Source organism: Streptococcus sp. C150, assembly GCF_000187445.1.
GTDB classification, from domain to species: domain Bacteria; phylum Bacillota; class Bacilli; order Lactobacillales; family Streptococcaceae; genus Streptococcus; species Streptococcus raffinosi.
The window spans coordinates 1,012,693-1,025,780 of sequence record NZ_GL698449.1 but is presented as its reverse complement, the minus strand read 5'-3'; the positions used below and the strand labels follow the sequence as shown (position 1 = coordinate 1,025,780).

The window sequence follows — 13,088 nt, the reverse complement described above, 5'->3', positions numbered from 1 at the left end:
CAGCTTCGAGTTGCTTGAAAACGGTCAAGTTCTCCAAACGAAGAAGAATGGGGCAGACGGCACGATCCAATTTGACGCTATTTCATATGATAAAGAAGGTACACATACCTACACTGTTCGTGAAGTAGCCGGCACAGATACAGATATTGACTACGATACTATGAACGCCGAAGTGACAGTTAAGGTCACAAAAGACGCCACAACTGGTATCTTGACAGCCAATGTTGTAATGCCAGCGGATAGCGAGTTTAACAACTATGCGGTAGCGCCAGTGACAGTACAGTTCAACTTCACTAAGAAATTAGAGGGTCGTGAGTTGAAAGCTGGAGAATTTAGCTTTGTTTTGAAGGATGAAAAAGGAAATGTAATCGAAACAGTAGCGAATGATGCATCTGGTAAGATTAAATTTTCAGCACTTACATTTAAAAATGGTGAAGAAGGGACTTACATCTATCATGTAGAAGAAGTAAAAGGTACCGAAGCTGGTATCGAGTATGACCACATGATTGCTACTGTTGGAATCAAAGTGAAGAAAGATGGAAGAGTGTTAATCGCTACTACTGAATTACCAGCAGATACAGAATTTAACAATAAAGTAACCCCACCAACTCCACCAACACCTGTTGTTCCGCCAGTAACCCCACCAACTCCACCAACACCTGTTGTTCCGCCAGTAACCCCACCAACTCCACCAACACCAATAGTTCCACCGGTAACACCTCCTATCCCACCGACTCCAGAAGTTCAAACAGTGAAATCAGTCACTTCGCTTACTCCAGTAGTTTATGAGGATGTAAAAGAACAAGAACTTCCTAAAACTGGTGACAATAAGTCTGAAGTCGCAATAGAGGTTGGAGGCCTTCTCACATTAGTTGGATTGGTCTTATCAAGAAAACGGAAGAACAATTCATAAAATAGAGGATTGGTGAATAATTCAATATGTTTATGCTAAGTTGATTTCAAACTTTAATTATTTATTAACTTATCCATAAATAGGTAGTAAAAACGCAAGATTAGTTTTGTATCAGAATAAAGACAAACATCAAAAGCGATGTTTGTCTTTTTGTTTCTCGAGAACCACTAGCTGTGCTAGTGGTTCTGAAAGGCTTTTAGCGATGTATCAAAAAAGTCCCCCTAAAGTGTTATATTAGATAAGGTTTCCCGACCACTAACTAATATACTAAAGGAGGACCCCTGATGAGACAGGATAATAATAGTTTAGCACATACTACATGGAATTGTAAGTATCATATTGTTTTCGCCCCAAAATATAGACGTCAGATAATCTATGGGAAATACAAAGCAAGTATTGGTCAAATCTTACGATTATTATGTGAAAGAAAAGGTGTTGAAATTCATGAAGCAGAAGCTTGCCCAGATCATATTCACATGTTAGTGAGTATACCACCGAAACTAAGTATTTCTTCATTTATGGGATATTTAAAGGGCAAAAGTAGCTTAATGATATTTGATCGACACGCAAATTTAAAGTATAAATATGGGAATCGCAAATTTTGGTGTCGAGGCTTTTAACCGATTTTTCAGTTCCTCGTCACATGGATAGTTTTGAATGTTTTCACAAATCTTGTTTTTCAAAAGTAATCAAGCCTAAAGCTGTGAATGCTAAGATAAATCCTACTGCCACGATCGCAGTATTTTGAATGATAGTTTTATCTGCGGTCAGGGCGTAATTAAAGTTGAGTGACAAGTATTTCAAAATTTCTACTTTAGGGAAGATTGCTGCTGGTACGGTTAAAGCTACTAAACCAAGGGTGTAGGTCACAAAGGTTGTCACGATGGAATGTGTGAGGTAGAGGGCAACCGTGGTCAGACTTACCCAAGCCAAATTACACAAGAATTGGAGAAGGAAAGTTAAGGCAAAGTTTCTAACAAAGTGATCAGGTACAGTTCCGAGACCATGGCAAAGTGTACCAAGGACGAAGGCAAGACCGTAAGACAAGAGGAGTTGTCCTAAAGTAATCGCTACAATGACGGTTGCCTTGGCGAAGAAGAACCCGCTCCGTGAAATACCAGAGGTGAGATTATTCTTATATAACTTTTGCGCAAGGTCAACGCCCAAAATAATAGAGACAACAATCAAAGTGAAGAGGACTGTCATAGAGATACTACTAGAATAATTAATCAGTGATCCGACACCAGTCCATGAAGAGGAGCTTCGAACGGCTTGTTTTGCCCCAGTTTCTACGCCTACATGCCCTGTACCTCCCAATAGGACACCAGAAATAATGTTTAGGGCTAGGATAATTTCAGAAATCCAAAATCCTTTAGAACGGAAGAGTCGATAGAAATCGGCGTGAATAGTGTGTAACATGGCTCTACCTCCTTTCTGAATCAACCAGTTGTGTGAAGTAGTTTTCTAAGTCTTGACGTTTGTAGTAAATTTCATCGATGTCAACTTCTTGTTTAACCAGCTCTTTAACAATTGCTTTAATCACATGGGATTTATCGAAAATATGAATTTCATTGTCGCTGTTAACAACCTTGAAGTGTTGATGGAGTTGGTCTTGGAGAATGCGACTAGCTAGGGCTAATTGGTTGGTCTTGAGAACGATATAGTCTTCGCTGAGATGTTCGAATTCGTCCTTAGTAATTTCACGGATGATGTGACCGTGATCAATAATGCCAAAGCGGGTTGAAACCTGATAGAGTTCAGACAAGATGTGGCTAGAGATGAGAACTGTCATACCTTGCTCTTCACTCAATTTTTTAATCATTTGGCGGAATTCTTTGATAGCTACCGGGTCGAGACCATTAATCGGTTCATCTAAAATGAGTAGGTCTGGTTTTGCAATCAGTGCAATAGCGATACCTAGGCGTTGCTTCATACCCAATGAGAAACTACGAAATTTTTTCTTGCCAGTGTGACCAAGTCCAACCGTATCAAGGATTTCTTCAATGACTTTGTCAGGATTTGGAACGTGATGAATCTTGCAGTAGTAACGTAGATTTTGACGTGCGTTGAGATGATTAAGGGCGACGGGTGTTTCAATCACAGAACCGACACGTTTCAGTGCGTGGGTCCACTCTGATTTGGAAGTAGAGTGAAAGAGGGAAACACTACCTTGACTTGGACGGATGAGTTTGGTGATGACCTTAATCAGTGTCGTCTTACCTGCCCCATTTCTTCCGATAAGGCCATAGACCTCACCCTTTTCTAAGGTCAGGTTTACATTGTCTAGAGCTAGATGTTGGCCGTAACGTTTAGTCAGATGTCTGACCTCAAGTACCTTTTTCATGATAAGCCTCCTTTCGCTTATTTGATACCGCTTTCTTTTCATCTTTATTGTAGTATAAAGTCATTAAATAAACATCAAGAAATTCTCAAATATTTCTTAAATTTTTCAAGAAATCATGAAAATGGTGGTGACTAAATTCTGAGAGTGTTTGCTTTAACCCATGATTAAGGTAAGTCCTTTTCCTTTGTGCTATAATGATAATGAATGTTTAATACAGGGCCGAGTATGGCCATTTTCTAGGAGTCTTTTATGACAAACTATTTGATCCGAAGTTTTCTCTGGTTTCGTGAGCGTGGTTTTGTTCAAATTACGCAGAAAACTTTGGTTTCGCTTTTTCCCTTTTTCCTATTTTCAGGGATTATTCGGGTGATTTCACTATCTGTTTTTTCGGAGATGGGTTATATTAACCAACTTTTTTCAGTTTCTGATTGGTTGCCGGCCTTTAAGACGTCCGGTCAGGTACTTATTAATCTTTCTAGTTTTCTCGGTGGATTAGCAGGTCCCTTATCGACTTATTTCGCTGGAAAATACACAGCTGGCCACTATGGTAGAAGTACTGGTACGGCTGGTGTGACTTCTCTTTTGGTCAGTTTGATTATAGGATCGCAAGAGTTACTAATGTCTCCACTTAACGATGGCGATTTGACGCGTATCAATTTACCGGCTTCGATTAATATTATGCTGGCTATCTTCGTGGGCTATTTGGTTGGTCAGATCTTCCGATTTTCAAGAGCCAGTGATGACCAAATTGTAGATAAGGATTATATTTATCAGCCTAAGACGGTTCGTCCTATTTTTTTATCTTTAATTTTGGCAATTGGGCTTAATATTCTATTGGTTATTGGTGAACGGGAAAATATCTTTCAGTCTATTAGACAGTTTACATCGACCATTACCGTCACTGGTAATCATCTTTTCTCAACCTTTATGATGGGCCTTTTGAGCACTTTTTCTGCTTGGATTGGGAATAGTCAAGCCTTCGCTCTCAATTCTATAGCTGAAGATAGCTTTGCTTTGGAGAATCTGACTTATGCGGTTTCCCATCATACGACGACAGGGCTTCCCCATCTTTTTACTCTGACAAATCTTTATCACAGTTATGGTTTGGTTGCTGGCGTTGGATCAGTCTTGGCTCTCTTGGTAGCCCTTCTTTTAACCTCAACCAGTTATAAGGACAAGAAAGTCAGTCTTCTCAGCGTTTTTCCTAGTCTCTTTAATAATGGCGCTCCCTTGATGGTGGGTGTACCAGTTTTGCTTAATCTGGTCTATCTTGTTCCCTTTCTGTTAGCACCAATGGTCAACATGGGTATAGCAGCAATTGCTTTGGTGCTTCGTCTTATGCCGGCGGCAGTTTATCCTGTACCAGATGGTACCCCTAGCCTGCTCTATGCTTTCATTGGTACTGGTGGTAGCCTTCGTGCCTTGGCTGTTAGTCTGTTTTGTTTTGCGGTTGATGTCGCTATCTTTATTCCTTTCGTAAGACTTTCTAATAAGGTACAACACGGTTTAAAAGAGGAAGGAGAAACTAATGAAGCTCAATAAAAAAATGAAGTTGGTCTTTGTTTTGGTTGCTGTCTTTCTCATCGGCTTAGCGGTGCCTTCTTATAGCTGGACCAAAAAAAATGTCAAGGAAATTGAGACTTTCTACAACTCGAAATTGTCTCCTATTATCATGATTCCGGGGAGTTCCGCTACGGAAAATCGTTTTGATGGTCTGGTACGTAAGCTAAATCAAGACCGTCGTGGGACTAAGCATAGCCTCCTCAAGGTCAAGGTTTGGAACAATGGGCGTATTACCTTTGAAGGAAAAATCAAGAAAAATGACAATGAACCTATTATTGTTATTGGATTTGAAAATAACAACGACGGCTACAGCAATATCAAAAAACAAACCAAAATGATGAATCAGGCCTTTGAAGCCCTGCAAAATAAATATAATTTTAATAATTTCAAAGGTCTAGCACATTCAAATGGTGGTTTGATTTATACGGCCTTTATTGAAAATTATCTTAGCGATTACGATGTCAAGATAAATTCCTTGATGACCATCGGGACACCTTATAATTTCACTGAAACTAATATCAAAAATAAATCGGTCATGCTGGCGGATTTCATAGCTGCCAAGAAAAATATCCCATCAACCTTACATGTCTATTCGGTAGCAGGGACTATCACCTATGACTCGGACGAGTTGGTTCCTGATGCCAGTGTTTCAGCTGGGAAGTACATCTATCAGAATCAAGCAAAAAGCTATACTGAAATCACTGTTACGGGCGAAGATGCTCAGCACTCGGACTTACCAACCAATGATGAAGTTGTAGAACTTGTCAAACAACATATCGAAGGGCAGGGTGTCCGTAAGAAGCAAAAGACTAAGCTAGAGCCACAGTAAGCCAGCATAGGATGGTTGGCCAGTTCTAGTTATCATTTTTAGAAGTCAAAATCAGATAGAGTCTATGATGGCTCTATCTTTTTTAGTCCTAAGGTTGATTCAATAAGTTGTTGTAACTTATTGATTTACAACTTTCTTTTTGTTATAATCAAGTAAAATAACAAAGAAGAATGAGAGGTCCCTAATATGCAAATTCCAAGTCGGTTTACCATTGCTGTTCACGTTTTAACCTTGATTGCACTGAACAAGGACAATGAAACTAAGTTAACCAGTGACTTTATGGCTGGTAGTGTAGGCGTCAATCCGGTTATTATCCGAAAAACCTTGTCGCAACTTAAGAAAGCAGACTTAATTTCAGTTCAAAGGGGAACAGGTGGGGCCGCATTAGTCAAATCACCGGAGGAGATTAACCTTCTTCAGGTTTATCATGCGGTGGATAGCATCGGTCCAAGTGGCAAACTCTTTAGTTTTCATGACCATCCTAATCCAGCCTGTCCAGTAGGACGTAATATCCATGGGATTTTGGATCAGAGCCTAGAAGACGTTCAAATGGCAATGGAAAAAGAACTCGAAACGAAAACTTTGGCTGGTATTTTAAAGGATGCTAAGGCCAACTGGAAAGAAGCTGGAGCTTGATTTTTAGATTTTAAACTATAAGAAATCGAAAGTTTTTCGGTTTCTTTTTTAATTTTAGGTTGTAATAATTAATATTACAATAAAACTAAGTATAATAATGTCATAGAAATGATTACAACACAGGAGAAAAACATATGACATACGACTACAATAGTAAGATTTACCTCGCGGAGACGGTGCTCAATGTGAAGGACTTGGCACGCCAGACAGCCTTTTATACACAGGTTATAGGACTTGAAATCCTATCTCAAACTGCAACAGAAATTGTTTTGGGTGCTGGAAACAAGCCACTAGTTCACTTGATTGAAACCAACCGTGAGGAAGCGGTCAAGTCTAGTTATGGTCTTTACCATATGGCGATTTTGTTGCCGTCTCGCGAGGATCTGGCAGATGTTTTCAAACATATTGCTGAGCTAGATTATCCATTTGTCGGTGCGGCTGACCACGGTTATAGTGAAGCCCTTTATTTGGAAGACCTTGAAGGCAATGGTATTGAGCTCTATAGAGACAAGCCTGTTGCTGAATGGGATATTCGTGAGGATGGTTGCATCTTTGGTGTAACAGAAGAACTATCAGCTCAAGAAATTTACGAGATGGGACGCAAGGTTGAGCCTTTTGTGATAGCTAAGGATACTCGAATGGGGCATATTCATTTATCGGTCAAAGATAGTCAGCTAGCAACGGCTTTTTATCAGGATGTTTTGGAGCTGGCAGATAAGTTTACCATTTCAAGTGCTAGTTGGATTGCTTCAGGTGATTACCATCACCACTTGGCTGTCAATGAATGGGGTGGCAAAAACTTAGCCAAACGTGACAAAGATATGCCTGGACTTGCCTACTATGTCGTGGAAGTAGCAAACAAGGAAGATTTGATTGCCATAGCAGAACGTGCTAAGAATCGTGGAGCAGAGGTCAAATGGTTATCTTCTAATACGTTAATCTTCGAGGATAATGATGGTATTTTGACACGGGTAAGAAAAGAATATTAATAATTAGTGATTTTTTGAGTCGTAACTATTGACATTACATTTGAAAGGTCTATAATGGTTATTGTAATCAAAGTTATTACAAATAAGCTTAACAATTTTAACAATTAACATTCATCACAAAGAAAGAGGGAATAACTATGACCTACTTTACAGACTTACAAATAAAGCGCCGTTCTATCTACGCATTAGGAAAAGACCTTGAGCTCTCTAACCAAGAATTGATTGAAACCATTCAAGGAGCTGTCCTTAACACACCGACAGCCTTTAACTCACAAACATCACGTGTGGTGATTTTGCTGGATGAAGAATCAGATGCTTTCTGGAATGAAATCGCTTATTCAGAGCTTGAAAAAGTAACGCCAGCAGAAGCTTTTGAGGCAACAAAAGAACGTTTGGCAGGTTTTGTTCAAGCTAAGGGAACAATCCTCTTCTACGAAGATCAAGATGTAGTGAAAGGCCTTCAAGAGCAATTCCCACTTTACGCTGAAAACTTCCCAATTTGGTCAGAGCAAGGTCATGGAATCGCCCTTTATGCGACGTGGTTGGCTTTGGCTGAGAAGAATATCGGCATGAACGTGCAACATTACAACCCACTTGTTGATGCCCAATTGGCTGAAAAATACGACATTCCAGCTAACTGGAAACTCCGTGCTCAAGCGCCATTTGGTCAAATCGTTACACCAGCAGGAGATAAAGACATCCAAACAGAAGGTCGTTTCAAAGTTTTTGGCGACAAATAATCACTTTAATTTAGTCAGTCAGCTTGGCAGTAGGCTACATACTGACTGAACAAAATCATAATGATAAGACAAAAAAATTAGCAAGATTGAGAAATCTTGTTATTTTTTTATCTTAAAAATAGTAATACCCAAGGAAAGTTATAGCTTGAATTTTAATACTTCCCTTAGGTGATAGCAAATGTCAGCGGCCTTCTAAGAAATTCTATGAGTAAAGATTGAATCCTCGATTTTTTATTTTTAGGCTCGGGCTAAGACAATTCTCCCAACTTCCGAGTATCTGAAACTATTTTGTTTCGGGCGCTTGCGTAACGGCATCTTGCATATCAATTTTTCTAAGTCATTTTTTTGAAGGAGAAGTGATATAAGATGTTAGAAAAGTTGTGTTATTTATATCATATTTCCAATGATTTTGACAATATCCTTTTTATTTTTGACAAAGATATTTGTCAAAAATAAAAAGAAGCGTTACAATAGTTTTAGACGAAAGAAGGAGAGGTATTCTTATGGGAGCCATATGGATTCTTTTTATCCCTTTTATAGTTATATTTTATGCAAGCTCAGAAAAGAAGATAAAAGGATTGAACAAACGTATCAAAGGGTTGGAAAAACAATTGAAAGGAAATAAAGAAATGTCTAGACTTTTAGAAGAATTGAAAGGGCAAACGGTCAGTATTAGACTAAATGGTTTTGGAAGTAATTGGGAAATTGTTGATTTTGATGAAGATTGGGTTAAATTAAGCCGTGAGGGTATTAAACAACATAGGGTGACAAAATTAGTTCGTATTGAAGATGTTGAATTAATTCAGCAATTGAGGTAGTCATCATGAGATTAAAAAATCGTCTGAAAGAGCTGAGGGCGCGTGATGGGCTCAACCAATCTGAGCTAGCCAAACTAGCAGGGGTCTCACGCCAGTCCATCAGTCTCTTGGAGCGAGGGGAATATACCCCTTCTGTAATTATTGCCATCACCATCGCCCAGATTTTCAAGGAACCGGTGGAAAATGTTTTTAGTCTAGTAGAGGAAGAGGAATAACAATGAGAAAGCAACAACAAGAACGATCCCCACGTTACCGTTTTTGGAGAAATGTCGGGATCATTACAGTTTCTGGTTTGATCGGAGGAGTTATCGGATTTTTGACAGGAATGTTTGGATCCGAAAAGCCCCTGGAAATCCAATCCTTCTTTAGTAAAGAAGTACTCCTTTTGGGCTCAATACTTTTGTTTCTTATCGTGTTTTTGGTTACGATAGCCTTACTAATAAGCGCGAGAAAAGTCCATCAAAAAATGCTCCAGATAGAAGACGAAGAGGAAGCCTATCACTATGACATCCAGAAGAAAAAACTGTATGGGTTAGCGACCATTTTTAAAGGCATCATGATCTTGCCATACATTTTAGTCAGCATCTTTTATTGTCAATTGATGTATATGGATAGACCTGACACAGGGAACTTGGCTTTTATCTTTGGAGACTATACCATACTCTATCTCTTCCTTGTTGTGATTGTCCTATTTTTCTTATCAGATATCTTCTTTCGCAAGACCTTCCATCTGATTTATGGAAAACCAATTCCCCGAAATGCCAATGCCAAGGAAGTGCGTGAATTCATGATGGGTATGATGGATGAAGCAGAAAAACAGATTAGCTACGAGGAAAATTTCGAAGTGGTCGTCAAGTTAAGCAATTATATCTTGCCAATCATGCTAATAGGAATTTTAATCATTGGGATTGCCTTCCAGACGGATATTCTCTTAGCTTTGAGTGTTGTATCCATTATTTATATTTATATCCTTATTTCACAATATAAGATTACCAAACGTTATTATAAAGAGTAGAGGAGTCATCTATGTTAGAAATCAGAAATTTAGAAAAAAGCTTTGGGAATAAGCAGGTTCTCTTCGGAGTAGATCTGACAGCTCAACAAGGGCATATCCTTGGCTTAGTTGGGAAAAATGGTGCCGGGAAAACAACTATTTTCCACAGTATCTTGCGCTTTTTGGACTACAGTGGTGAGATTTGTCTAGGTGGCAACCCCATTACATAAGAGACCTACAAGGAAATTGGCTATTTGCCAGAAGAACGTAGTCTCATGCCAAAACTCACGATTTTTGAGCAGGTCCGCTATTTGGCTGCCTTAAAAGGAATGAGCACCGCCGAGGTCAAGGAAAAATTACCAACCTGGATGGAAAAACTCCAAGTGAAGGGGAAATTGACCGATAAAATCAAGAGTCTCTCAAAAGGGAACCAACAGAAGGTGCAACTGATCATCACCTTGATCCATGAGCCTAAATTGATCATTTTAGATGAACCATTTAGCGGCTTGGATCCGGTCAATACAGAGGTGCTCAAGCAGGTCATCTTTGAAGAAAAAGAGCGTGGGGCGACCATTATCTTTTCTGACCACGTCATGACCAACGTCGAAGAGTTGTGTGATGATATCCTAATGATCCGTGATGGTTCGGTTGTCCTTTCAGGGCCTGTCCAAGAGGTCCGGAATAGCTATGGCAAGACTCGCCTCTTTGTCTCAAACGACTTTAGCAAAGAAGAGCTAGAAGCTCTGCCACACGTGACCAAGGTCAGCATGACCAAGCAAGGGACTTGGAAGTTGATCTTGGATGATGCGTCAGCTGGTCCAGAATTATTTAACCGCTTGACCAAGGGCCACTACCTAGCAACCTTTGACCACCAAGCCCCAACTATTGATGAGATCTTTAAACTTGAATCAGGAGTAGAAGTATGAAACAGATGTTTGTCGTAATGAAAGAAACCTATATCAGACAAGTGAAATCATGGAGTTTCCTCTTCATGGTCTTCGGTCCCTTCCTCTTTTTAGGATTGAGCATTGGAATCGGTTATCTGACAGGTTCTTCTACAGATGCCAAAAACCAGGTGGCCTTGGTGACAGAAGTTCCAGCTGTCAAAGAAAGTCTCAAAGGAACTGATGGCTTGACCTTGGACTACAAGGATGAAGCTGCAGCTAAAAAAGCCATCAAGGATGAGAAAGCAGCTGCTTACCTAACGGTAGATGAAAAAGATGGCCAGCTAGAAGCCACTTATGTGGGCGACCAAGCCATGAAAACAGATTTGAAATCGCTTGTCGCTGCGAAATTAAGCCAAGTCCAACAAGGAATCAATCTAGCGCGTGCTAATCTAAGCAAAGAGCAACTGACAGCCTTGTCTCAACAGGTTTCTCTCAAAGAAAAAATTGATGAGAAAAAAGAAGGCTTGAAAATGGTGCAAACCATGGTTGCAGGTGGTCTGGGAATGTTGCTTTATATGATTTTGATCTTCTACTCTAGTATCACAGCCCAGGAAGTGGCCAGTGAAAAGGGAACTAAGATCATGGAAGTGGTTTTCTCTAGTATCAAAGCAACCGACTATTTCTTCGCACGCATGCTCGGACTCTTTGGAGTGATCTTTACCCATATTTTTGTCTATGTCATTGGGCTAGTAGCTGTTTGGATCTTTAGAGCAGATATCCCAGTTGTCAAGGATTTTCTCGCTCCAAACTCTCCTATAACCCAACACCTTGCAGAGTCGATCTCGCTCAATACCGTCTTCTTCATTATCCTTGGGATCTTTATGTATGTGGTGCTCTCTGCCTTCTTAGGTTCAACAGTTGCACGACCTGAAGATTCAGGAAAAGCGATTTCACCACTAATGATGTTAGTTATCTTTAGCTTCCTTGGGGTAACTACCTTGGGAAGTGCCGGTGATGTCTTCTTATTGAAGATCGGTTCGTACATTCCTTTCTTCTCAACCTTCTTCATGCCTTTCCGTACCATCAATGGCTATGCGACTGGTCTTGAATCATGGAGTTCTTTGGGAATTGCGGTCCTCTTTACCATTGTGGGAACAGTGCTTATTGCTCGTATCTATGCGAGCCTGATCCTCCAGACCGATGACCTCGGACCGTGGAAGACTATCAAACGTGCTCTCAGCTATCGCTAATCAAACAAGCTCTCAGTTACAGATGAGGGCTTGTTTGATTCCCAATTGATTTTTGAAACCCTTTTCACTACAATAGAGATACAGAAAAGGAGGCAGAGATGAAGTATATTGATTTTGCTGAAAATGAGCGTTTATCAACCATTGTCCTTGGGATGATGCGGATTAGTGAGATGAGTGAAGATGAGGTGGAGGCCTTGGTGGAGGCAGCCTTGTCAATTGGCATTAACACTTTTGATCTGGCAGATATCTATGGCGATGGCCAGTGTGAGGTCCTGCTGGGGAAGGTTCTCAAGCGCCGTCCGGATCTTCGGGACCAGATGTGGATCCAGTCCAAGTGTGGGATTCGTAAAGACGGCTTTACCTATTTTGATTTTTCTAAGGACTATATTTTGGATTCCGTCGATGGCATCCTCGAGCGTCTGCAGATCGAGCGCTTAGATAGTCTCCTCCTTCACCGACCGGATGCCCTCATGGAGCCGGAAGAAGTGGCGGCAGCTTTTGATCACTTGGAGCAAGCGGGCAAGGTCCGTCATTTTGGGGTGTCCAATCAAAATCCCATGATGATGGAATTGCTCAAAACAGCTGTCAAACAACCACTCAAGGTCAACCAGTTGCAGTTGAGTGCCGCCTTTACGCCTAGCTTTGAAGCTGGTTTTCATGTCAACATGGAAGGTCCAAAAGCAGCCGTGCGAGATGGCAGTGTCTTTGAGTATTGCCGCTTAACCGATACGGTGATTCAAGCCTGGTCTGTCCTTCAGCATGGCTATTTCAAAGGGAACTTTGTGGGCAAGGAAGAGTTTGCAGCCCTCAATCATGTCCTCAATGACTTGGCGAAGAAATATCAGGTCACTCCGACAGCCATCGCCCTTGCTTGGGTCCTCCGCTATCCGGGTAAGATGCAGGCCGTCATCGGAACGACCAAACCCCAGCATGTCCTTGAAGCAGGGAAAGCAGCAGCAGTGACCCTAACGCGCAAGGAATGGTACCAAATCTACCTTGCTGCAGGTAATGATTTGCCTTAGAATAGTTGTTATTAGACCAGACTTCACTTGTATCAGTGGGCTGGTCTTTTGTTTTATACTTTACGAATTTTTCTTGACAAGTCTTACTTTGTTATGTTATTCT

At 40.6% G+C, this 13,088-nt stretch carries 13 protein-coding genes and 2 pseudogenes; 13 read left to right on the top strand and 2 right to left on the bottom strand.

The genetic code is table 11. The features are described from left to right. Positions 1-913: Spy0128 family protein (locus HMPREF0848_RS04795; RefSeq protein ID WP_037608942.1), on the top strand; the 913-nt coding region annotated here is incomplete at its 5' end. Positions 914-1,197: 284 nt separating this feature from the next. Beyond that, positions 1,198-1,530, top strand: a pseudogene (gene tnpA, locus HMPREF0848_RS04790) (IS200/IS605 family transposase); the annotation flags it as partial. Positions 1,531-1,576: 46 nt separating this feature from the next. On the opposite strand, the gene HMPREF0848_RS04785 reads toward tnpA, so the two are convergent. Continuing rightward, on the bottom strand, positions 1,577-2,332 hold the full coding sequence (locus HMPREF0848_RS04785) for an ABC transporter permease (RefSeq protein ID WP_008534997.1): 756 nt from the start codon (positions 2,330-2,332) through the stop codon (positions 1,577-1,579). A gap of 4 nt (positions 2,333-2,336) precedes the next feature. Further along, a complete protein-coding gene (locus HMPREF0848_RS04780; protein ID WP_004182270.1) occupies positions 2,337-3,257 on the bottom strand; it encodes an ABC transporter ATP-binding protein in 921 nt (306 codons plus the stop codon). 249 nt (positions 3,258-3,506) lie between these two features. On the opposite strand from HMPREF0848_RS04780, the gene HMPREF0848_RS04775 reads away from it, so the two are divergent. The 11 genes and pseudogenes from HMPREF0848_RS04775 to HMPREF0848_RS04725 all read left to right on the top strand — a co-directional run bounded on the left by HMPREF0848_RS04775 (position 3,507) and on the right by HMPREF0848_RS04725 (position 12,985). Then, the gene (locus tag HMPREF0848_RS04775) at positions 3,507-4,799 is read left to right on the top strand and encodes a PTS sugar transporter subunit IIC (RefSeq protein ID WP_008534995.1); all 1,293 of its coding nucleotides are present in this window, start codon (positions 3,507-3,509) and stop codon (positions 4,797-4,799) included. Then, complete coding sequence (locus tag HMPREF0848_RS04770) at positions 4,786-5,649, top strand: alpha/beta hydrolase (protein ID WP_008534994.1); 864 nt, start codon at positions 4,786-4,788, stop codon at positions 5,647-5,649. Before HMPREF0848_RS04775 ends, HMPREF0848_RS04770 begins: the two co-directional genes overlap by 14 nt. Positions 5,650-5,835: 186 nt before the next feature. After that, positions 5,836-6,285 carry an Rrf2 family transcriptional regulator gene (locus tag HMPREF0848_RS04765; RefSeq protein ID WP_008534993.1) on the top strand — a complete coding sequence of 150 codons (450 nt, stop codon included), beginning with the start codon at positions 5,836-5,838 and terminating at the stop codon, positions 6,283-6,285. A 134-nt stretch (positions 6,286-6,419) separates the two neighbouring features. Next, positions 6,420-7,274: a VOC family protein gene (locus HMPREF0848_RS04760; RefSeq protein WP_008534992.1), complete on the top strand. Its 855-nt coding sequence runs from the start codon at positions 6,420-6,422 to the stop codon at positions 7,272-7,274. Positions 7,275-7,411: 137 nt separating this feature from the next. Further along, positions 7,412-8,014, top strand: a complete 603-nt coding sequence (locus HMPREF0848_RS04755; RefSeq protein WP_008534990.1) for a nitroreductase family protein — start codon at positions 7,412-7,414, stop codon at positions 8,012-8,014. A 503-nt stretch (positions 8,015-8,517) separates the two neighbouring features. Beyond that, positions 8,518-8,832, top strand: a complete 315-nt coding sequence (locus HMPREF0848_RS04750; RefSeq protein WP_037608941.1) for a hypothetical protein — start codon at positions 8,518-8,520, stop codon at positions 8,830-8,832. Between the two features lie 5 nt (positions 8,833-8,837). Next, the gene (locus HMPREF0848_RS04745; protein WP_008534987.1) at positions 8,838-9,047 is read left to right on the top strand and encodes a helix-turn-helix transcriptional regulator; all 210 of its coding nucleotides are present in this window, start codon (positions 8,838-8,840) and stop codon (positions 9,045-9,047) included. A 2-nt stretch (positions 9,048-9,049) separates the two neighbouring features. Further along, entirely contained in the window at positions 9,050-9,847 is a 798-nt protein-coding gene (locus tag HMPREF0848_RS04740; RefSeq protein ID WP_008534986.1) for a DUF3169 family protein, read from the top strand. Positions 9,848-9,858: 11 nt separating this feature from the next. Further along, positions 9,859-10,752, top strand: a pseudogene (locus HMPREF0848_RS04735) (ABC transporter ATP-binding protein). Then, entirely contained in the window at positions 10,749-11,963 is a 1,215-nt protein-coding gene (locus tag HMPREF0848_RS04730; RefSeq protein ID WP_008534983.1) for an ABC transporter permease, read from the top strand. The pseudogene HMPREF0848_RS04735 and the gene HMPREF0848_RS04730 overlap by 4 nt, the downstream one beginning before the upstream one ends. Positions 11,964-12,061: 98 nt before the next feature. Continuing rightward, the gene (locus HMPREF0848_RS04725; protein WP_008534982.1) at positions 12,062-12,985 is read left to right on the top strand and encodes an aldo/keto reductase; all 924 of its coding nucleotides are present in this window, start codon (positions 12,062-12,064) and stop codon (positions 12,983-12,985) included. The last annotated feature ends 103 nt before the right edge of the window (positions 12,986-13,088 follow it).